The organism is Paenibacillus sp. 7541, assembly GCF_002276395.1.
Classification (GTDB): Bacteria; Bacillota; Bacilli; order Paenibacillales; family Paenibacillaceae; genus Paenibacillus_AQ; species Paenibacillus_AQ campinasensis.
This window is the reverse complement of sequence record NZ_NQLZ01000034.1, coordinates 51,259-72,804: the sequence shown is the minus strand read 5'-3', so window position 1 is coordinate 72,804 and position 21,546 is coordinate 51,259. Positions and strand designations below refer to the sequence as shown.

Genomic DNA, 21,546 nt, shown 5'->3' with positions numbered 1-21,546 from the left:
AGCATAACTGCTAGTCTATATAAGGAAATTCAGTTCACAAAAAAATCACCGGATTTCCCGGTGACTTCATCCATCTCATATGGTTAGCGGGCCAGCTCGATGCCGCCCCCTCCCTGTTTCCATTGCTCGTACCATTCCGTAATGTAAGGACTCGGCTCCACATTCATTTCCTCTCGCAAAATTTGGCTCATCTGGCTGTATTGCATATGGACTTGAGCGCCATTGTTCAGCGAGGCGTAAATTTGCATCAAGGAATAGTAGGCTCTCTCCTCAAGCGGATGCTGCTTCGTAATCGAAGAGTAACTGAATATCGCTTCTTCCATCCGGTTATGATCGAAATACCACTCTGCCAGGGAATAGGATAGGCCGAGCCACATCCGCTTGTATCTCTGCCGCTCGCTTTCTGCCCACCAGTAGTCATATTCCTGCAAGTAATCCCCCGTGTACAGATTCAAAATCTCGATATGCTTGTCGATCGACTGATGAGATATCGCCGGACTCGCGGCCAGCCACTCCTCCCAAATCTCGACATCAAGCTGAATATCCTCCATGTTCAGTACATAACCTTCCGTCGTGTTGGATATTTGCAGACGCCCGTTAAACGAATCCAGTGATTTACGAATATGATAAATGGCCGTGTAAAGTTGGGGATACGCTTTATCCATATCAAATTCAGGCCATAACAGATCAATGAGGACTGACTTCCGCACCAGCTGTCCTCTGTGCTGCAGAAGATAAATAAACAGCTCCTGTGCCTTCGTTGTACGCCATTGCAGCAGCGTATACTGTCCCTCGTGCTCCGGATGCTCGATCATGACCTGACGGAACATGGTCATCTTCAGCGGCCGCTTCTGAACAGGCTGCTGCTCGCCGCGCATGGCGATACGCTCCTGAAGGCGCTTCATCGTTTTGGCCAGCCTGTCCATCTGCAGCGGCTTCACAATATAATCAACCGCATTCAGCTCGAAGGCGTGCACGGCGTACTCATGATAACCTGTCACAAACACGATGCACAAATAAGGCTTCCGCTCAAGAAGCTGCTCGGCAAGTTCAATTCCGCTCAACTCCGGCAAACTGATGTCCAGAAACACAATATCCACTTCCCGGGACAGAATTTCTTGCCGTCCTTCAGACGCATCCGAATATTTGCCCACCACTTCAATTGGAAGGTGATCAAGCTTCGACAGTTGCCGTTCCAGGTATTGCAATGCAAGCGGTTCATCATCTACGAGAATAACCTTCATGTCATGTGCTCCTTGGAAAATACCATTATGCCTTAACTATATATAATTCCTGCCCGTTGATGCAACAATCGTAACCCGTTTGGACCAATTAGAGTCTAAATACCTACTACTTAAGATGCGCTCGCACCAGACCCTAATCATGGCGTTACCCGTGCATCTGCTTTTCCCTGAACTCATGCTCAAGCACACTCATCAGAATGGCGTTATGATAGCGGTGATTGTAATAGAGCACATCCCGCTGAACGCCTTCCCGCACGAATCCAACCTTCTCATATGCCTTGATCGCCCGTTCATTAAAATCGAATACCTGCAGCTCCACCCGGTGCAGATTGAGCTGGCCGAAGCCATATTCTAGCAGCAGCTTCATCGCTTCGGGCCCGTAACCTTTCCCCAGATGCTGTTCCGAATCGATGGCAATCCGCATGCCTGCATTGCGATTGACAGAATCAATGTCCTGCAAGGCGATGTCGCCAATGACCTGATCCGTATCCTGCAGCGCTATAAGAAGCAGCACGGACGACGAATCGGTTGATCTGTCTTCGATATAACGGCGAATCCCCTCGATTGTGAAGATCTGCCGTGTTCCGGTCAAACGACGCATTTCCTTGTTGAACAGCATGTGATAATAACCGTCCACGTCCTCCTGGCTAATGGGACGAAGATACAGGCGTTCCCCTTCCAAAAAGCGTACCGGTCGTGGATTCCATAACGATGTGCTCATATGCGATCCGCTTCCCCCTTAATTCTGATTTCTTCGTTCAGCTCGATTAGATTTATGAGAAAAGGTCCTTCAGGAAGCCTCCACCTTGCGGCCGACAATGACGAGATCACGCTTGATCCCATCCAGTTCGGCCACGCCGGGAAGAAATCCCCACTGCTCAAACCCGAACTTTGTCAGAAGCCCCAGGCTTGGCTTGTTATGTCCGAACACCAGCCCGACCAGATTGCTGATACCAAGACGCGGGCATTCCTCGATTGCCTTCGCAACCAGAATGCTCCCGGCTCCGGTCCCCCGGAAACGCTCGTCCACATAGATGCTAATTTCAGCGGTTGCATCATACGCGGCGCGCTCGTGAAAACGCTGAAAACTCATCCAGCCTACGATGTGCTCCTCAGACCGCATTACCCACAGCGGGTGACGATCCGGTGTATGCTCCTCAAACCACTGCATCCGGCTCTCTACCGTGATCGGCTCCAGATCTGCGGTGACGGTCCGACCCGAAATAGTTGAATTGTAAATGTCCACAATAGCTGGCAAATCTTCTTTGACAGCATAATCGATGCGATAAGAATGCAGTGCCATGATTCCCCTCCGAGTGCAATAAAATATCAGTTTATCTGTGATCTAATTAGATTCTATTGTACAAGAACCGGCGAAAAAACGCTTCTGTTTTCTGAGCCACTTTACTTCAATGCGCGAACCCGTTACCCTTAGGCTAAGTGCTCCAAATGCGCTCCCCAGTTGTGGATAGAAAGGATGAATCAATATGAAGCAACGTCTGGACAAACTCCAACATACGATAAATACCCAGGGCTGGGATCATGTGCTGATCACAGATCCCAAGCATGTCTATTACTTAACCGGCTTTGCCAGCAATCCGCATGAACGGTTCCTTGGGCTACTGCTCTCCGCTGCGGAGGAGCCCGTGCTGGTTGTGCCCGCGCTGGATGCCGAGGCCGCTCATGCGTCCTCGATCGTGAACCACATCGTTACCCATCAGGACACGGACAACCCTTACGAGCTGCTGAAAGGCATCATTACGGGTTCCACGGGCGTATTGGCCGTTGAGAAGGAGCAGCTGACCGTCTCCCGTTATGAACAGCTGCAGCATCACTTGTCCGTCTCCCGCTATGAGGACGCAGGCCCGGTACTGCGCGAGATGCGGGTCCGGAAGTCGCCCGAGGAAGTTCAGGTGATCAGACATGCCGTGCAGCTCGTGGAAGAGGTCCTTCAACGCGGCCTAGCGCAGACGAAGGCCGGCGTTAGCGAAATCGAGCTTGTCGCGGAGCTGGAATATACGATGAAGAAGCTGGGAGCCGAAGGCCCTTCCTTCTCCACCATGGTGCTGTCCGGCCCCAATACCGCGCTGCCGCACGGTGTTCCGGGATCGCGGAAGATCGAGCCTGGCGAACTGGTGATGTTCGACCTGGGCGTGTACGCCAGCGGTTATGCCTCCGATATTACCCGGACCGTGGCTGTGGGCCAGCCTTCCTCTGAGGCGGTCCGCATCTATGAAACGGTTCTTGCTGCGAATACAGCGGGCATTCAGGCAGTCAAGCCGGGCGCTTCCTACGCTTCTATTGATCAGGCTGCCAGAGATGTCATCGCGAACGCGGGATACGGCCCTGCCTTCGTCCATCGGCTCGGGCATGGCCTAGGCATGGATGTGCACGAGTATCCTTCGGTGCACGGGCAGAACAACGATACCGCGCAGACGGGCGCTGTGTTTACCATTGAGCCGGGCATTTATGTACCCGGTGTAGGAGGCGTCCGCATCGAGGACGATGTGCTCGTGACCGGGACAGGGGTTGAGGTGCTGACCACGTTCCCCAAGGAGCTTACCATCATCGGTTAATATGAATATCCCATTATAATGAGAAAAAGCCCGTGAGGCCTTGCGCACAAGCAAGGCCTCACGGGCGTTCTTCTTCCTGATTCAATGCTTATGCTTGAATCATATCCAGCTCGATGTTCTTGTCGTTGAACACATCTTTATCCACTTCATTCATCACCTTGCCGGTGATGGCACCTGCCGTCATCGAGTCATTGACATTGAGGGCAGTGCGGCCCATGTCGATCAGCGGCTCAACCGAGATCAGAAGGCCCGCCAGCGCCACCGGCAGATTCATGGTGGACAGAACGATCAGCGATGCAAACGTCGCGCCGCCGCCAACGCCCGCTACACCGAACGAGCTGATCATGACGACCACAATCAGGGTAAGGATAAACGACCACGAAGTCGGATCGATACCTGCTGTCGGTGCAATCATAACCGCCAGCATGGCCGGATAAATACCGGCGCAGCCGTTCTGGCCGATCGTTGCCCCGAAGGAAGCGGACAGATTGGCAATTCCTTCAGACACTCCTAGCTTCTTGCTCTGTGTCTGAACATTCAGCGGAATCGTTGCTGCGCTCGAGCGTGAAGTAAAGGCAAACGTCAGGGTAGGGAATACCTTCTTCACATACGTTACCGGATTATATCCGAACAGCGCCAGCAGAATGAGATGAATGATAAACATCGCAATGAGCGCAACGTAAGAAGCGAGTACAAAGTCAATCAGATTCATAATCACCGCGAGATCTGTCGTGGCGATCGTCTTCGCCATCAGCGCCAAAATCCCGTAAGGTGTCAGTCTAAGTACCAGTGTCACGATGCGCATAACGACACCGTACACCGCGTTGATCATACCGCGGAAGGTCTCCGCCTGCTCCTTGTTCTTCCGGTCAAGCCCAAGCACGGCTATCCCGATGAACGCCGAGAATATCACGACCGCAATCGTTGATGTTCTTCTGGCTCCCGTCATGTCCGCGAACGGATTGCTCGGAATGAAGTCCAGAATTTGTTGCGGGAGTGTTCTTCCTTCCACATCCCCCAGCCGCTCTTCAAGAATAGCGCCTTGCCGCTGTTCTACCTCTCCGCCTTGAATATTCACAGCCGACAAGTCGAAGGCCAGCGCAGTCGTAATCCCGACAGCAGCTGCCACGGCCGTTGTTGCCAGCAGCACCGTGATGATCAGACCGCTCATTTTGCCAAGGTTACGTCCGCCTTTCAGCTTCATAATCGCCGAGATGATGGACACCATAATCAATGGAATGACCATCATCTGAAGCAGCCTTACATAACCATACCCCACCAGATTGAACCAGTCCGCCGACTTAATAACGACATCCGACGTAGAGGTGTAGATCCATTGAAGCGCCACCCCGAACAGGACGCCGAGACCCAGCCCTGCAAACACCCGTTTTGTAAACGAGTAATGCTTCTTCTGCATCCAGAACAAAATGCCGATCAACAGGATCAAAACTAGCACGTTGATGATAACCCACAATGTTTCCATACCTTGTTGTAGCTCCTCCCTCAACAACTGTTCAGCTGTTGTTAATGTTGTGCAATAAGTGCGTTATATATGAATTATTCCCCGAGGTAAGCCCGCTTCATAACATCACCCAATTTGCAACATACATTATCTGCATTTTTACGCCCAATGTCAACTATTTTTATCGGGATTATACTTCTTATGTTGGAAAGCTTTATTTTGGAAATATTTAAGTCAAGCTTAGCATAAATACCATCCATAACAGCAGCAGCGTCTCTACCAGCTCATTCAGAGCACCGTATGTATCCCCTGTTAATCCCCCAAGCCGCCTGTTGATTCGCGATCCAACCATAACTCCGGCGATATAGGCGGCCAGCGGCAGCAACAGTACCCCCAGGCCGATTGTGAAGCGGACAGCGTTTTCTTCAACAGAAGCCAGCACGAACACCGCTCCCGCACATGTCAGCACAAAAGCCAGCACAAACGATTGGAACACTCTTCGGCCCGAAAGCCCCCGGAACAGGGAGGCAAGTCCCTCGCTGCCGCGGGCCGTTTCCCAGCGAAACATCGCATATACCATGACCCACCGGCTCCAGATCGGCGCGAGCACGAGCATGAGGGTCCACGCTTTCCACGCTCCCTCCGCAACCTCGTATAAGGAAGCGATCAGCGCTGCCTTCAACATCAGCACCAAGACGCAGGCGATGACTCCCATTGCGCCGACGCGGCTGTCCTTCATGATTTCCAGCATCCGGTCACGGGAACGGTGACTCAGCAGCGCATCGGCGCTGTCCATCAAGCCGTCCAGATGCAGTCCTCCGGTCAAAGCAGTCCAGACGATCAGCAGCAGCACCGCCAGAGGCAGCGAAGGGAGCACGTATCCAAGCGCCCAGCCCACCGCGCATACCACCGCCCCGATGGCTGCGCCAACCAGCGGATAATAGACTACGCTCCGCTGCTGCACTTCGGGGGTGAACGGAATTTCATACCGCACCGGAAACCGGGATAAAAATTGAAAAGCGGCCGCAGCCGCTTCCAAACTTTTGTTCATATCAAAAACTCCCTGCTTTTGATTTCCAACGGAATGCCAGCGGTGACAAGAAACACCTCATCACACTGCCTGGCAAGCCGCTGATTCATCAGCCCGGCCCAGTCCCGGAATATCCGCCCCAGCGGGTATTCCGGCACGATGCCGGAGCCGACCTCGTTCGTCACCAGAATGACATGACCCGGGTAATGCTCGACCGCTGCAACAAAGCTGTTGATCCGAAGCGACAGCCGCTCCTCTTCGAAATCATGCCCTTCCCGCTCAATCTCCAGCAGCACATTGGTCAGCCACAGTGTCAGGCAATCTACCAGCACGGCTGGCGCGCCGTCTGTCCGGTGGCTTAAACTGCCGAGCAGCTCGGGCAGCAGCAGCGGCTCCTCCACCGTTTCCCAAGGATAGAGCGCACCTTGGCGACGTTCCCGGTGATGCCTTATCCGGTCCCGCATCTCCTCATCGTAGGCCTGCGCTGTAGCGATATAGACGCTGGCGGGCGCTCTATGCATCGACAGCCTTTCGGCAAAGGAGCTTTTCCCGCTTCGCGCCCCCCCGGTTACCAGCACCTTAGCATTCTTCATGTGGCCCCTCCGCTGACGCCTGCGCTCTCAAACGTCGCCATCTCCTGCATGATCCGGCAAGCCGCATCCACCAGATGCAGGCTCAGTACCCCGCCGGTGCCCTCCCCGAGGCGCATGTCCATCTCCAGCATCGGGCTGAGCCCAAGCTCCTGCAGCAGCAGCCGATGCCCGCTCTCCTGGGATACATGGGAAGCGATGAGGTATGGCAAGACGGCCGGGTTGACCGCTGTGGCAATGAAGGCAGCCGCACTGGAAATAAATCCGTCAATGACGACCGGACGGCCCTGAGCGGCCGCTCCCAGAATCAGACCAGCCAGCCCCCCGATCTCCAGTCCGCCCACCTTGGCCAGCACATCGATCGGATCGTCGGCACGAGGACGGTTAATCTGAATCGCCTGCTCCAGAACCTGAATTTTGTGCAGCAGCTTCTCATCCGTGATGCCTGTCCCCCGGCCTGCTGTTTCAGCCGGAGGCCTGCCGGACAGCACCGATAATATCGCTGCGCTCGGCGTTGTGTTGCCGATTCCCATCTCCCCGGTGACGAACAGCTGTGTCCCTTGCCGGACCAGCTCTGCTGCGATCTCGGCGCCTGTCAGGACAGACCGGACCGCCTCTTCCCTGGACATGGCCGGTCCCTTGGCCATATTCGCCGTCCCCCGGCGGATGTTCCGCGCCAGCAGCCGCTCATGCGTCAACTCCACCGCAACGCCGATATCAACGCACTGCACGTCCGCTCCCGCCTGCCGGGCCAGAACATTGACCGCTGCCCCGCCGTTCAGGAAATTCAGCACCATCTGGGGCGTGACCTCCGATGGAAACGCACTTACGCCTTCCTCGCACACACCGTGATCCCCAGCCATAACAACAACGCTTTTCTTCGTGAGTACAGGCTTCATCTCACCGGTAATGCCAGCCAGCTGAATCGCCAGCGCCTCCAGCTTCCCGAGACTGCCTGGAGGCTTGGTCAGCCTATCCAGATACGCCGCTGCCGCCTGAGCCGCTGCGGTATCCAGCGGCCGGATCGTCCCGATATGCTCTCTCACTTGCTCAAGGCTCCAATCGCCCATTAGGGTTCCCCTCCTCCGCCGAGATATCGTTATCACTACTGTATATTGTAACTGATTGCTGAACGGATGTGTGGTTACCCGTTCGGTAGCCGCTCGGTGTTGCTGACTTGCTGATCCTGCCCGGCTGCGGCTCGGCTTCTCCTATTGCCTTGTCTAGTCCTCCTTCAGACTCCCCCTGGCATCACCTGCGGTGATCAGCACCTGGGGCGCGCCGTTCACAGGATGTCTCACAATGGCCGGATCGATCTGAAAAATATGGCGGATATTGTCCTCGGTCAAAACCTCTTCCGGCAGGCCGCGTCCGGCAGCCGTTCCGTTATGAAGTATAAGCAGCCGGTCGCAATACTGGGCTGCCAGATTGAGGTCGTGCAGCACGCTGATGACCGTGATGCCCGATTCCTTTCTCCAGCCGGCCACCAGATCCATGAACCGCTGTTGGTAGCGAATATCGAGATACGTTGTCGGTTCATCAAGCAGCAGCAGCGTCGGCTCCTGAGCCATCACTTTTCCAAGCGCAGCCCGCTGCCGCTGTCCCCCGCTCAATTCATCGATCCGCTTGTCGGCCAGCAGGGTCAGATCAAGCCGGTTCAGGATGGCTTCAATCCGTTCGGATGGATCTTCGTGCTCTCTGCCAAGCCAGTTCTGGAACGGGTACCTGCCCATCTCCAGCACCTCGCGAACTGTGAATCCGCTCGGAGCCAGCCCCTCCTGCTGCAGCACGGCCATCATCCGGGCGATCTCCTTACGGCTGTAGCTGCCGACCTCTCGCCCCAGCAGGCGAACGCTCCCCGCCGTAGGCTTCTCAATACCGGACAGCAGATGCAGCAGCGTCGATTTGCCGCTGCCGTTCGGGCCGATGATGCCCCACCACTCGCCCTCAGCTGCGCTGAAATCAACATCGCTAAGGACCGTCGTTTCTCCGAAGCTTTTGCCAAGCCCGTGCGCTGTAATCATCTATGCACCCTCCCTCCGCCGTTTTTTGTTCCGGTAGAGCAAGTAGGCGAAGAACGGCGCACCGATAAACGCGGTGACAACCCCAAGCGGAATTTCCGTCGGAGCCAGCACCGACCGCGCCGCCGTATCGCACCAGACCATGAAGATGGCGCCGCCAAGCGCTGACAGCGGAACGATAATGCGATAATCGGGTCCGGTGATGAGCCGGATCATATGCGGCACGACCAGCCCGACGAATCCGATCACACCGGATACAGAGACCGCCGCTGCCGCAAGCAGCGTAGCCACCACGAGCACGCTGATCTTGAGGCGATCCACATTCAGCCCCATATGCGCTGCCTGGCGCTCTCCGAGCGACAGCAGATTCAGCGCCCGCGAGCGGCTCCACAGATAGATAAACCCTGCCGCGAAATACGGGAAAAGGATGGCCGTATACGACCATCCGCGCAAACTGAGACTTCCCATCGTCCAATATAGTATCTGGTTGACCGTCTCCTTGGACATGATCGTCAAGAATGACACAATCGCCCCCAAAAACGACTGCATAACCACGCCGGATAAAATGAGCCCGTGTATCGGCAGCTTCCCCTGGTCCCGCGCCAGCGTGAGCACGATCCACAGCGTGCCGGCCCCGGTCAGAAAAGCCACCATCGGCAGCGTGTAACCGCCAAAAACCGAGTATTCCATACCAAAAAAGATCAAGGAAGCGGCGCCCAGCGCCGCTCCTGAGGATACACCCAGCGTGAAGGGATCGGCCAGCGGGTTGCGAAGCACACCCTGAAACGCTGCACCCGCCACGGCCAGGGAAGCTCCGACCAGCATGCCCAGCAAAATGCGAGGCAGCCGAACCTTCATTAGAATCTGCTCCGAGGAGGTCTCCCAGGTCGGAGCAATCCAATCGCCGATCCAGGGAATCCGATGCAGCAGCATCGCCCCGATCTCCCTTGCAGGCAGGTGGACGGAGCCGATGCCGAGGCTGACAATGAGCGTCAGCAGAAGCAAGGCGACGCCGGCCGCACCGTAACCCGCAAGCTTGCTTCTCATGGATTCATCAGTTCCGGATAGATCGCCTTGGCCACTTCAATAAGCCCCTGCGTCACCCGCGGGCCCGGACGGCTCAGCAGATTATCATCCAGTCCCACGATCCGGTCATTCTTGATCGCTTCAATCTGATCCCAGCCGCTGCGTTCTTTAATCATGACATCCAGCGTTTTCTGGCTGGACTCGTCCACAACGTTGGCCGAATACAGGATCACGTCCGGATTAGCAGCGATAATGTTCTCTTCACTGATTTCAAACCAGCCTTCCTGATCCCCGGCCACATTGATGCCGCCAGCCAGCGTAATCATCTCGTCCATGAACTCGCCCTTGCCAACCGTCCAGCCTGGGGAGAACTCCACGTATACCTTCTTCTTCTCTTCCTCGGAAAGCGATTGTACCGCTTCTGTTACCGAGGCCAGCTCCTGCTTCATCTGTTCTACGACCTGTCCGGCTTCGGCCTGACGGTCCGTGATTTGTCCAAGCAGCAATATGCTCTCCATGACGTCTTCAATCGTCTTCGGATTGTTGACATATACGGTGATGCCAAGGCCCCGCAGCTGCTCGGCCGTCTCCGCGTTCATCGTTGCCGAGAAAACAACATCCGGCCCGGCGGCGATCAGCGCCTCCTCGTTCACCTGAAATCCGCCCATCCTAGGCTTGGTGGTTGCCGCTTCAGGATAATCATCATAATCCGTTACGCCGACGATCTCCTCATCCAGCCCGAGTGCGAACAGCTTCTCAGTCTCGGAAGGAGACAAGGATACAATCTTCGCCGGCGCCTGCTCGAATGTGATCTCGGTTCCGGTTGCGTCGGTTACGGTCAGCGGATATTCGGTCTTGAGTTCCCCGTCATCGCTCGCCGGCGTTTGGCCCGTTGACTCCTCCTGTCCGTCCGTCTCGGCCGGCTGCTCCTGTGCCGTCCCGTTCGTCTCACCTTGCTGCTCCTTGCCCGCGCCGCAGCCGACAAGCGACAGCGCCAGCAGCAGCGCTGCCAGCACAGATAACCACGGTTTCATCATTGCTTTCATATTCCTCATGTCCCCCTAATGACTAAATATTGAGAATGGGCTTGCATCATGACTGATCTCCCGATCCTTGCGAGTCTATTGCATGATAGAAGGAAGAGGACAGAATAATGCACCTAAACCACTGCTCTGTCTCCATACCAAAAAAGTCCCGGATTCCGCCATCGGAACCAGGGACTACGTTCGTGTCATCGGACTGCCTGAATCTGCCTGCACAGGGCTTGCCTGATGGCCACCTACACCCATGTATCAGCTCGGCTGCAAAGCCCTGCTTCCCCCGTTCCCGTCCTCAATCCGGGGCACCAGGCAAGCCATCTCACAGCCTTAGACGCAAAAGTCCTGCAAACGCAATCCTTTCCTCGAAGGACCGTTTCTCATTCGCCATGGCAGGTCTCCTGACTTACAGGCCTTCACGACCTCTCCGCCTTCCCGGGCTGACAACCGTCTGCTCAGTGGCATCTGGAGAGATCTCCTGTTTCACAGTGGCGGGACCGTGCCGGATTCACACCGGCTTCCCTATTAACCAGACAGAAGCATCCTGCTGCGCCTCCTGCCCGGACCATGGCAAAATGTATTGAATTCGTATGTGTCAAGCTTCTCATCTCTGCACAAGATTATAGGCGATAACGCCTTGTCTTACAACCGAAAATTTCTTGGCGGCCAAGTGGTCAGAGCATGCGTCCTCCCTGCCCTGACTGCATCCAGACGCTCACCGCCAGCAGATGCAGCCGGGTGTCAAGGCAGACGCTCGCCGCGCCAGCCTGCGCTGCTTCTGGTGAGACGCACCCGAAGCGCTTCACCGGGCTCAAGCGGCAGCGCCCAGAACTTCACACCGTCCACCAGCTGTGTCATCATCTGCCGGATGACGCCCCCATGGGTCACGATCAGCACATCGGATGGTCCGCATGCCGCTTCAGGCCGCTTCCCGTGCCCGCCTTCGAGAGCTTCGGATTCCGCGGCTCCAGCCATCTCGTCGAGCTCCAGGTACAGGTTGTTCAGAAACTGACCGATCCGCTGCTGGAACGCCTCCCAGCTCTCACCGCCCGGCGGCGTGACAGAGGACGGATCATCGATCCAGCTGCGGTACGCCGGATTCTCCTTCAGATCATCATAGGTTTTGCCTTCCCATTGTCCGAAGTCCAGCTCGCGCAGCCGGACATCATAACAGACCCCCGGCACCGTTTCTCCCAGCTTGGCCGGAATCAGAGCAGGATCCTGATCCGCTCCCGTCGCTGACAGCACGTAACCTAGCGTCTGTCTGCATCGGCTGAGGTCGCTGCAGTAGATCTTGCCAAAGTCATGTCTATGATAGCGTCTCCTCAGCGGCTCAAGTTCGGTTAGAGCCCCTGGCGCAAGAAGCTGATCGGTATGCCCCATATATCGGCGCTGCTCATTCCAGCGCGTCCGGCCATGCCGGAGCAGATGGACAACGACACTTACAGCCATAACCGCCCTCCCATTTCCTGAACCAGGATCAGAATCGCGGTGCCCAGGATGGCGAACATCAGCGAGACAGCCAGCAGGAGCCGGGCGGTGGTCCGAATATCTTCCGCCCGCAGCGGGCGATCGGGATCGCCCATAAAGGCGCGGAAAGAGACCACCCCTTGATAGCGGTTCTCACCGCCAAGCCGGATGCCCAGCGCCCCGGCAACCGCCGATTCTGGAAATCCGCTGTTCGGACTCGGATGCTTCCTAGCGTCGCGGCGAACGATATGGAGCGCCCGCCTCCACTTGAGTGACAGGAGCGCCGAAGCCGCCACAAGCAATCCGGCCGTCAGCCTGGCCGGTATCCAATTCGCAGCATCGTCGAGCCTGGCGGAGGCCCAGCCCAGCTGCGCGTACTGTTCATTCTTATAGCCGACCATGGAATCGAGCGTATTGACCGCCCGGTAAGCCATGGCCAGCGGCGCCCCGCCGATCAAGGCATAGAAGAGCGGCGACACGACCGCATCCACAATGTTCTCCGCCACGGTCTCAACCGTCCCGCGAACGACCTCCGGCTCATCCAGATGGTCCGTGTCCCTGCCGACAATCATCCCGAGCGAACGGCGCGCCTGCGTCATATTTCCGGACCGGAGATCGCGATACACCTCCATACCGGCATCCCGGAGCCCCTTGATCGCAATCGTGGTGGCGATCAGCACCGCTTCCGCCCCGATGCCGAGCCAGGGGTGAACGCGCGTTAGGGCCGCAATCAGCAGCCAGGTGAGCGCGAAGGAGCTGCCGACCACGATCAGCGGCAGCAGCACACCGGCCCGCTTCAGCCCCAGCGACGAGGTGACACGCCGCCGGATGCGCTGCTCCACGGCGCGGATGAGCTTGCCCATCCCGATGACCGGATGCGGCAGCCAGCGCGGATCCCCGATCAGCAGATCCAGCGCCACCGCCGCCCATATAACCCAGCCTGCATTCATGGCAGCGCCTTCCGGTAAGCGGCCAGACTCTCGGCAACGCTCTCGTATACGAGTCGCCCGATCATCCCGCCCAGATCGGTCGCGGTTCCGGCATACCGATGCTCGGTGCCATAGGCCTCACTCTGGCTGGCACAGACCACAATGGCATCGGTTGTCGTGCCGGTCGCCAGCGCATCGGTCTCTGCGTCACGCACGCCGAGATCACCGAGCGCCGCCGCCTTCGCCTCCGCTGCTGTAAGGACCGCATTCACAAGGCAGGCGTGCGTCAGCTTCCCGTCGATCAGCAGCACCGTGTTGATCGTGCCCGGCTTGTACGCCGCCGCATACGTCGTTCTGGCCGCCCCCGCCCGGGCAGCATTGCCCGTGCCGGCGGTCGTGCAGCATAGAACCGATGCCTCGCTGCCTCGCTCTTCCCACAGCGAAACCTGCTGCAGCTTCACGGCGGTTAACAGCCCCGCCGTCGAAGCGGACGGATAGCCGCAGGCAGCCGCGAACGCCTGCATATCCGACACCGGATCGCTGCAATCATAGCTGTGATCGACATACCGGTTCACGATGTGATCCAGTTGAAGAAACCCGCCGCCGAATACCGCGCTGCTGACTGCATCGCTCGCCCGGGGCAAGGACAGCAGCAGATGAGGATGCCCTCCCGCCACGAGCGACAGCCGGACTCCTTCCCATATGGATGATGTCACATGACCGGTCATTCCGTTTATAAATGGCAACGCCATGTTGCTCTCCCCCTTATTCCACCTGCATTGTTTCAGAACAGACGCCACACCGGCGCTTCATGTCCACGTCCCGGGCTGTTTCGCCAGCACCTCCGCTATCCCATGCAGCAGTCGCTGATTGGCGGCAGCATCCTTCACCGCCAGCCGGATATGTCCTGCTCTAAGCCCCGGATACATGGCGCAGCTTCGCACCAGGATGCCGCACCGTCCCATCTCGCGCTGGAACCGCTCGGCGTTCCACGGCTCGGGCAGCTCTGCGAGCACATAGTTCGCCTCTCCCGGCGAGACCCGGAAGCGCAGCGCCCGCAAGCCGTCCGTCAGCCGCGAGCGCTCGGTATCGATCAGCGCCAGCGTCTGCTGTTCAAAATCCCGGCCGCTCGCCAGGCAGGCCTCCCCGGCCAGCAGTGCCAGCCCGTTCACGCTCCAGGTCACCTGCTTGCCCGCCATCGCCCGGATCACCTCGGGATGCGCGCATGCATAGCCGAGCCGAAGCCCCGGGATGGCATAAAACTTCGTCATCGACCTGATAATGACCGTTCTCGGATAATTGGCGAGCTCGGGCAGCAGCGTCTGACGCTGCCGTGCCGGAATAAAATCGATAAACGCCTCATCCAGCACCAGCCAGGCGCCGCACCGCTCCGCGGCGCCGGCCAGCTCGCGAATGTCGGCGAGCTCGTACTGAACGCCGTTCGGATTGTTCGGCTGTCCGAGGAATACGAGATCCGTCGCGGACAGGAGTTCCGCAATCTGCGCCTTATCCGCCCTCCAGTCCCTGTCCTCCCGGCCGTAGACGGTACGCACCTTGCAGCCGAACTGCTCGGCCAACTGGCGGTACTCCGAGAAGCAGGGCTCCACCACGCCGACCGTTTGCGGCTTTAGTCCAAGCAGCAGCAGCGCCATGCACTCGGCAGCCCCGTTGCCGGCCAGCAGCTGCTCCTCCCCGATCCCGAGCTTGTCGGACAGCCGTCGCTTGAACCCGCGATGACCGGGGTCCGGGTAACGGATAATTGCCTTCATTGCATCCTGGAGCGCATGCATGACCTCCTGGGGAGGGCCAAGCGGATTAATATTGGCACTGTAGTCCAAGTAGGCAGCCGCGTCTCCTCCGAATCTCTGCGCCGCGGTCTCCACATCGCCGCCATGCCCGTATACCTCCACGAACGGATGGCTGTTGTCACTCATCTATAATCCCCCCGCCTGCTTGCGGCTGCAGCAAGAACGAATGATGTCCTGCTCGCTTAGCCACGGCCGCAGCACCGTATAATATCAACCGGATTCAATGCCTCATTATGTCTTGCCGCCGCCCGCCGCGTCAACAGATAGGCCTTTGTCTCCCTATGAAAATTGGTTTACAATAGGTTTTGGACACACCATTTCGTAATCGTAACGGAGGAAACGTCATGCTGTTTATCGATAACCAGGGAATTCACGATCCCACCATAAATCTAGCGATTGAAGAGTATGCTTTGAAGCATCTGTCCACAGATGAAAGCTACCTTCTGTTTTATATCAACAGCCCTTCCATCATTATCGGGAAGCATCAGAATACGATTGAAGAGATCAATCAGGAATATGTGCGCGACCACAATATTCAGGTGGTGCGCCGTCTATCCGGCGGCGGGGCTGTCTATCATGATCTCGGCAACCTCAACTTCAGCTTTATTACGAAGGATGACGGCCAGTCCTTTCACAATTTCCTGAAATTCACACAGCCGGTCATCGACTTTCTGCAGAAGATGGGCGTCCCGGCTGAACTGAGCGGCCGCAACGACCTGCAGGTCGGGGAGAAGAAGATATCCGGCAACGCCCAATTCGCTACGCGCGGCCGGATGTTCAGCCACGGCACTCTGATGTTCGACCTTAATCTGGACGATGTCCAGGCGTCGCTGAACGTGAACCCGGAGAAGTTCAAATCCAAGAGCACCAAGTCGGTCCGCAGCCGTGTAGCCAACATTAAGGAGCTGCTTGGCACCGACATGACCATCGAGGAGTTCCGGGCCGAGCTGCTGCGTTCCATCTTCGGCATGGAACCGGATCAAGTGCCGCAATATGTGCTGCAGGAGAAGGATTGGGAGATCATCCGCCAAATCTCGGAGGAGCGCTATCGGAATTGGGACTGGAACTACGGTCAATCGCCGGAAAGCAATGTGAAGCATGCGAAGAAATTCCCGGCCGGCATTATCGACATTCGCATGAACATTAAGGATGGGCATATTGCGGAGATTAAAATTTACGGGGACTTCTTCGGCGTGGGGGATGTCACCGACATCGAGAATCTGCTCCGCGGCAAACGTTATGAAGAACAGTCTGTCCGGTCCGCACTTGCAGATATAAACGTCAAGCATTACTTCGGCAATATCGAGTTCGATGATCTGGTCGGGCTTATTTTCCTCGAAGAATAACCTGCTTCCATCCATACCCCAACAACAAAAAACCTCCTGTCCTGCGGGTCATCCCCGGCGAAGACAGGAGGTTTTTCTGCGATCATGTACAGAAAGGGAGCAAGCGCACAACCCGCTCACATCCACGCGCTGCATGAAGACCGGCACAAGGCAGGCATGCCGGGCAGAGGCGCCGGGAGATGCAATACCGCGCCTCACTTCGAAGTTACCGCGACCCCATGAACACATACCAGACGAGCAGCAGGGTCAATAAAATAAAAACGTTCTCTACATTTCTCCCCCACTTGCTGCCTGTGCTCATCATTTTGAGCTTGATCTTGAATTTGAATGGCGGCAGCGGACGAATGCCATGGTTCGTAAGCGCATCGGACAGCAGATGAATGAAATAGGATATGCCTCCGGCAATCCATAAGCTTTCCGCCCCTTCCCTGCCCTGGGAAGCGAAATAAAGCAGCGCCGTCCAGCCCACCGTTGCGTACAGCGTATGTGTCAAACCGCGGTGTGTCACCAGCGACGCCGCGATGAGGACGCTGCCGGCAATGGTGTTCCACGGGCTCAGTCTCTGACCGAGGAACAGCAGCCCCAGGCCGATCAGAAACATGACGACATGCCGCAGCGTCCGCCCCGGAAGAAACGACACCATCCCGATCAGGGCGGACAAGACGAGATTCCACGGCGTATATTCCGAGCCGTAATATCCGACGATGAGTGCAGCGCCGATAAGCGACAGCTGGAGAATGCGCAGCAGTTCCGTCGGGATCGCCCGGCGCACCAGCAGCGAGTTCGGCTCGTCGATGTCGGGAAGAAGCGAGCTGACCAAAGCCACGCCGACCGCAGGGAGCGTCACGGGGACGCCAGCCAGGCCCATGATGGATACGGTGACCCCCGTCCCGATAATCAAATGTGCTCTTCCCATCATGATGATTACTTCCTTTCGGCTGTGGGTAACGAACTGCACCCTGAATGAGAATGCATGTTCGGTTATTCAGTATAGCAAATTCCCTGCCATGTTGTCCATATTCATCCATTCTCCGTCTATGGCCCTGCCACTCTTTCGCCGCCCGGCATACCGTTTAAGGCACGCTCCGTCCGGCTGCTTCCGAGCGCAAAAGTGCTTGTCCCAGGCCCGGTTATGGGATACAATTTGGTCACTTGCTGTTTTACAGCCATAGTTAGGGAAGACCTGTTACGTCAGAAAGGATGACCTCTGTAGTGAACCGTTCGCGAATGGCCGATATGAGCCTGCTTATGGTGGCGATGCTGTGGGGCAGCACCTTCCTCATCGTGCAGCATGCGGTGCGAATTTTGCCGCCGATGGCTTTTAACGCCGTCCGCTTTTTGGGTGCCGCCCTGCTGCTGGCGCTTATCATTTCCGTCTTTTATTCCAGGCAGTGGAAGCAGCTGTCCGTCAGAATGGTGCTCCATGCCTGTCTGCTTGGACTTTTTTTGTTTATCGGCTATGCGTTTCAGACCGCGGGGCTGCTGTATACCACCACGTCCAATGCCGGATTTATTACCGGTCTGTCCGTGGTGCTCGTCCCCTTCCTGTCGTTTGTGCTGCTGAAGCATTCCATCTCCAGATTGACCTGGGTCAGCGCTTTTCTGGCTGCTGCCGGACTGTACTTGCTCGCCTTTGCCGGCAGCGGGATGAGCCTGAACAAAGGGGATGCGCTCGTGCTTGTCTGTGCGTTCGGATTCGCGCTCCACATCGGCTATACCGGATTATACGCAGCCAAGTATCCTCCGCTGCTGCTTGCCGCGCTGCAAATGGCGGTCGTTGGTGTGCTCAGCATGGCCGCCTCCGGGGCAACCGAGACCTTCGCCAATACGTCGGAGATTTACGACATGCTGCAGCAGCCCGATGTCATCTGGGCGCTTGTGGTGTCCATCGGGCCGGCCAGCGCCTTCGCCTTCTGGATCCAGACTGCTTGCCAGAAATTCACCACCCCATCCCGGGTGGCGGTCATTTACGCGATGGAGCCCGTCTTCGCCGCGTTGACCGGAATGCTGTTTGCCGGCGAGCGTCTCGGCACTGCAGGCATATTCGGATGTGTGTGCATTCTGGCGGGCATGATTATGGCAGAATTGAAGTCTGCACCGGAAGCGGAATTGAAGTCTGTGCCGGAACAGGTACAATAGAATCACAGGTATGATGAGTTAGAGAGAGAACAATACAGAGATCGAAGAGGAGAGAATACCATGACCACTTACAAACTGATGGCCATCGACATCGACGACACGCTCATTAATGACGACAAAGAGGTTACCCCCGGTGTACAGCGCGCGCTGGAGCAGGCGGTTGCCAAAGGCGTCGTAGTCACCCTTGCAACCGGTCGGGCTTATGCATCCGCACAGGCGATCGCCCGGCAGACCGGACTGAATGTGCCGATCATTACGTATCAGGGTGCACTGATCAAAAATCTGCTGGATGAAAAGGTGCTCTACGAGCGCTATTTCCCGGTGGATGCTGCCGAGAAGCTGTATGAATACTGCGTTCAGCATAACCTGCACCTGCAAACGTATATCGATGACAAGCTCTATTCCCGGGAGGAAAATGAGAAGCTGATCGATTACTGCGCCCTGAACCGCACCCCTTATTATATTGAGCCGGACTTCATCCAGGTCGTGCGCAAGCCGACGCCAAAAATGCTCATCATCGATGATCCGGACTACCTTGATGAGTTGATTCCTGTATTCAAGGAGCTGCTTGGCGACCAGGTTCATATCACGAAGTCCAAGCCGCATTTCCTCGAGTTCATGCACAAGGAAGGAACCAAAGGGCATGCCCTGACGTTCCTGGCGAACCATTTCAACTGTGATCTGAGCGAGACGATTGCGATCGGGGATTCCTGGAATGATCATGAAATGCTCGAGGCAGCCGGGCTCGGCGTCGCGATGGGAAATGCGATCGAGCCGCTGAAGGCTATTGCTGACTATGTAACCTTGAGCAATAACGAGGACGGCGTGAAGCACGTGATCGAGAAATTTGTGCTCTAATGAAGTCCAGTACTGCCCGGCAGCTGTTGCCGGGCAGTATTATATTAGGCAAGGAAGGACAACGAACCGGATAAACTTGCCTGACTGCGGGCACGCATAAGCTGCCCAAGCGCCGGGTCCGGAGGGCATGCGGACAGCCGCTCAGATTGACCGGCCGGCCGCCTTCCGATGCTTGGCTTGCTCCTTTTTCATTGCCCCTCTCCCTCTCCCTCCCCCTCTCCCGCCTCTGCCGATGGATTACGTCCCGCCGCCCTCGAATGTATGCAGCGTCCGCGTCAACGCAGCATCGCTGCCATCGATCAGCCCGAGCTCGATGCACAGTTCCACCAATTTGTAGACACCGTGAAACTGCTGACGAATTCGCTCGTGAATGACAGACAGCGCCTCCCGCATCATTTTCCGGGCCTGCTCAATGCTCTGGTGCTCGACCGCCTGAACAATCCCCTTGATCTTCTCCAGAAAAAACACTGTTTTGCGCAGGGAACGGATCAGCAAAATTTGCCTGACATGAAGCGGCGTATAGAGCCGGTAGCCATTGTCCGGATTCCTCTCCGGGCTCAGCAGCCCCTCCTTCTCCCAGTGGCGAATGGCCGATGTCTCCACATCCGCCAGCTCGGCGACCTCGCCAATGGTCATGCGCGGCTTCAGCCGCTTTCCTTTCACCATCTCCAGCGACGGGTCCTCCAGCAGTGCCAGCGTTTGATCCGCCAGCATTTTCTCCTGCTGCAGCTTGGCCTGCTCGGCATTAACCAGCCACAGTGCGTCATCAAGCTCCCGCTTCTGAATGAAGCGCAGCACTTCATAAGTCATCCCGTACCCGAATCCGGGAAACATCGCCCGCAAGCAGCGAAAGTATGCAACATGCTCGCTCGTATACAGGCGGTGGCCATTCTCGGCCCGCTCCGGGGGCGGCACCACGCCCCACGCTTCATAATGCCGCAGCGCGCTGGTGCTGATCTGCAGCTCATCTGCGATTTCCTTCGGCTTGTAGTACCGCATAATTCCCTCCTACACCTTCTTCAGATCCGTCCCGCATACGCCTGTGGCGCGCATTCCGTGCCTCGCCTGCCAATAATTCTGGGCTAACCTACCGTGCACTTCCGTCTATCTTGTTCTATGACTCCTGAGCCAGTCGCACTTTCATTCCCGTACATGCCAATCGGACACCCTCCGGCAAAGGCAGGTCCCGCCGCACGTCCACATCATGGGACATATGGGTATAAATCGTCTGTCGCGGCTTCAGTTCGGCCAGCAGGTCAGCCGCTTCGCGCATATCATAGACCGACCGCGTTGCAAATGCCGCCTTCTCATGAACAAAGCTCGTCCCCAGCACCAATAGGTCCAGCCCCCTCAAGTGCGCCTTCTCCTCCGCGTTCAAATCGATGGAATCCGAATTGTAGGCCCAGACGAATCCGTTCTTCTCCAGCCGGTAGGCATAGGAGTAGCCGTTCTTGCCATGGTTGACTCTCCAGCAGATGATGTGCCAGCCGCACAGTTGTACTCCATGATCCACAGCCGTCATCTCCAGGTTGCCCGGCAGCCAAGGATACTGCTCCACAATCTTGCTCAGCACCTCCTGCGGAGCGTACAGATTACCCTTCTCGCCGAGCCAGCGGCACGCATCCGCCCATTCCGGCAATCCTCCGATATGATCGAAATGCGGGTGGGTAACTAGAATGTGTCTGACTGTTCGCTGACCGATATGCTCCATCATGACGCGCCAATCCGGACCGCAATCCACAAGGAAAAAATCCGCTCCACTCTCGATCATCACCGAGGAACGGAGCCTCCGGTTCATCCCTGTATCGCGCGCCTCTGCACAGACTGCGCAGTCACAATAGACCCTCGGCACCCCCATTGCATCTCCCGTTCCCAAAAACGTCAATTGATCTGCACTCATTGTGATTATGCCTCCCTGTCAATGTCCTGGAAATCCGGGCACCGTACAGCATATCCGGATAACACAATAAAGCCGCCCGGAATGTATGCCGAACGGCCTGCTATCGTTAC

General features: G+C 56.8%; 21 protein-coding genes and 1 riboswitch. Of the genes, 4 read left to right on the top strand and 17 right to left on the bottom strand.

What is annotated here, in order from left to right; translation table 11 throughout:
• Positions 1-83: 83 nt before the first annotated feature.
• The 3 genes from CHH75_RS19645 to CHH75_RS19635 all read right to left on the bottom strand — a co-directional run bounded on the left by CHH75_RS19645 (position 84) and on the right by CHH75_RS19635 (position 2,547).
• A complete protein-coding gene (locus tag CHH75_RS19645; protein ID WP_095398988.1) occupies positions 84-1,244 on the bottom strand; it encodes a response regulator in 1,161 nt (386 codons plus the stop codon).
• A gap of 145 nt (positions 1,245-1,389) precedes the next feature.
• Positions 1,390-1,965 (bottom strand): GNAT family N-acetyltransferase, encoded by a 576-nt coding sequence (locus CHH75_RS19640; protein WP_095398987.1) that lies wholly within the window; start codon positions 1,963-1,965, stop codon positions 1,390-1,392.
• 69 nt (positions 1,966-2,034) lie between these two features.
• Entirely contained in the window at positions 2,035-2,547 is a 513-nt protein-coding gene (locus CHH75_RS19635) for a GNAT family N-acetyltransferase (RefSeq protein ID WP_095398986.1), read from the bottom strand.
• A gap of 184 nt (positions 2,548-2,731) precedes the next feature.
• Between CHH75_RS19635 and CHH75_RS19630 the strand changes: the two genes are divergently transcribed.
• Positions 2,732-3,820 carry a M24 family metallopeptidase gene (locus tag CHH75_RS19630; protein WP_095398985.1) on the top strand — a complete coding sequence of 363 codons (1,089 nt, stop codon included), beginning with the start codon at positions 2,732-2,734 and terminating at the stop codon, positions 3,818-3,820.
• Between the two features lie 88 nt (positions 3,821-3,908).
• On the opposite strand, the gene CHH75_RS19625 is transcribed toward CHH75_RS19630, so the two are convergent.
• The 11 genes from CHH75_RS19625 to cobD form a co-directional block, all read right to left on the bottom strand.
• A complete protein-coding gene (locus CHH75_RS19625; RefSeq protein WP_095264889.1) occupies positions 3,909-5,303 on the bottom strand; it encodes an L-cystine transporter in 1,395 nt (464 codons plus the stop codon).
• A gap of 208 nt (positions 5,304-5,511) precedes the next feature.
• On the bottom strand, positions 5,512-6,333 hold the full coding sequence (gene cobS / locus CHH75_RS19620) for an adenosylcobinamide-GDP ribazoletransferase (protein ID WP_095398984.1): 822 nt from the start codon (positions 6,331-6,333) through the stop codon (positions 5,512-5,514).
• A complete protein-coding gene (cobU, locus tag CHH75_RS19615) occupies positions 6,330-6,905 on the bottom strand; it encodes a bifunctional adenosylcobinamide kinase/adenosylcobinamide-phosphate guanylyltransferase (RefSeq protein ID WP_095398983.1) in 576 nt (191 codons plus the stop codon). The genes cobS and cobU overlap by 4 nt, the downstream gene beginning before the upstream one ends.
• Complete coding sequence (cobT, locus tag CHH75_RS19610; RefSeq protein ID WP_095398982.1) at positions 6,902-7,972, bottom strand: nicotinate-nucleotide--dimethylbenzimidazole phosphoribosyltransferase; 1,071 nt, start codon at positions 7,970-7,972, stop codon at positions 6,902-6,904. Before cobT ends, cobU begins: the two co-directional genes overlap by 4 nt.
• 153 nt (positions 7,973-8,125) lie before the next feature.
• Positions 8,126-8,926 carry an ABC transporter ATP-binding protein gene (locus CHH75_RS19605; RefSeq protein WP_095398981.1) on the bottom strand — a complete coding sequence of 267 codons (801 nt, stop codon included), beginning with the start codon at positions 8,924-8,926 and terminating at the stop codon, positions 8,126-8,128.
• Complete coding sequence (locus CHH75_RS19600) at positions 8,927-9,970, bottom strand: FecCD family ABC transporter permease (RefSeq protein WP_095264884.1); 1,044 nt, start codon at positions 9,968-9,970, stop codon at positions 8,927-8,929.
• Entirely contained in the window at positions 9,967-10,995 is a 1,029-nt protein-coding gene (locus tag CHH75_RS19595) for an ABC transporter substrate-binding protein (protein WP_095398980.1), read from the bottom strand. Before CHH75_RS19595 ends, CHH75_RS19600 begins: the two co-directional genes overlap by 4 nt.
• A gap of 365 nt (positions 10,996-11,360) precedes the next feature.
• Positions 11,361-11,571, bottom strand: a riboswitch (cobalamin riboswitch).
• A 156-nt stretch (positions 11,572-11,727) separates the two neighbouring features.
• Entirely contained in the window at positions 11,728-12,438 is a 711-nt protein-coding gene (locus CHH75_RS19590; RefSeq protein WP_095398979.1) for a histidine phosphatase family protein, read from the bottom strand.
• Positions 12,429-13,406 carry an adenosylcobinamide-phosphate synthase CbiB gene (cbiB, locus tag CHH75_RS19585; RefSeq protein ID WP_095398978.1) on the bottom strand — a complete coding sequence of 326 codons (978 nt, stop codon included), beginning with the start codon at positions 13,404-13,406 and terminating at the stop codon, positions 12,429-12,431. The genes CHH75_RS19590 and cbiB overlap by 10 nt, the downstream gene beginning before the upstream one ends.
• Positions 13,403-14,137: an adenosylcobinamide amidohydrolase gene (locus CHH75_RS19580; RefSeq protein ID WP_095398977.1), complete on the bottom strand. Its 735-nt coding sequence runs from the start codon at positions 14,135-14,137 to the stop codon at positions 13,403-13,405. The genes cbiB and CHH75_RS19580 overlap by 4 nt, the downstream gene beginning before the upstream one ends.
• A 57-nt stretch (positions 14,138-14,194) precedes the next feature.
• Positions 14,195-15,319, bottom strand: coding sequence for a threonine-phosphate decarboxylase CobD (gene cobD / locus CHH75_RS19575; RefSeq protein WP_095398976.1), 1,125 nt, complete (start codon positions 15,317-15,319; stop codon positions 14,195-14,197).
• A 218-nt stretch (positions 15,320-15,537) separates the two neighbouring features.
• On the opposite strand from cobD, the gene lplA reads away from it, so the two are divergent.
• Positions 15,538-16,539 (top strand): lipoate--protein ligase, encoded by a 1,002-nt coding sequence (gene lplA, locus CHH75_RS19570; RefSeq protein WP_095398975.1) that lies wholly within the window; start codon positions 15,538-15,540, stop codon positions 16,537-16,539.
• 205 nt (positions 16,540-16,744) lie between these two features.
• On the opposite strand, the gene CHH75_RS19565 is transcribed toward lplA, so the two are convergent.
• Complete coding sequence (locus CHH75_RS19565; RefSeq protein WP_095264877.1) at positions 16,745-17,458, bottom strand: metal-dependent hydrolase; 714 nt, start codon at positions 17,456-17,458, stop codon at positions 16,745-16,747.
• A 293-nt stretch (positions 17,459-17,751) separates the two neighbouring features.
• Between CHH75_RS19565 and CHH75_RS19560 the strand changes: the two genes are divergently transcribed.
• Both CHH75_RS19560 and CHH75_RS19555 read left to right on the top strand, forming a co-directional pair.
• The gene (locus CHH75_RS19560; protein WP_095398974.1) at positions 17,752-18,678 is read left to right on the top strand and encodes a DMT family transporter; all 927 of its coding nucleotides are present in this window, start codon (positions 17,752-17,754) and stop codon (positions 18,676-18,678) included.
• Between the two features lie 60 nt (positions 18,679-18,738).
• Complete coding sequence (locus tag CHH75_RS19555; protein ID WP_095264875.1) at positions 18,739-19,536, top strand: Cof-type HAD-IIB family hydrolase; 798 nt, start codon at positions 18,739-18,741, stop codon at positions 19,534-19,536.
• Positions 19,537-19,773: 237 nt separating this feature from the next.
• Here the strand turns inward: CHH75_RS19555 and CHH75_RS19550 are convergent, their stop codons facing one another.
• Entirely contained in the window at positions 19,774-20,535 is a 762-nt protein-coding gene (locus CHH75_RS19550) for a TioE family transcriptional regulator (RefSeq protein ID WP_095398973.1), read from the bottom strand.
• Positions 20,536-20,650: 115 nt separating this feature from the next.
• Positions 20,651-21,436, bottom strand: a complete 786-nt coding sequence (locus CHH75_RS19545; protein WP_095398972.1) for an MBL fold metallo-hydrolase — start codon at positions 21,434-21,436, stop codon at positions 20,651-20,653.
• Positions 21,437-21,546: the final 110 nt, after the last annotated feature.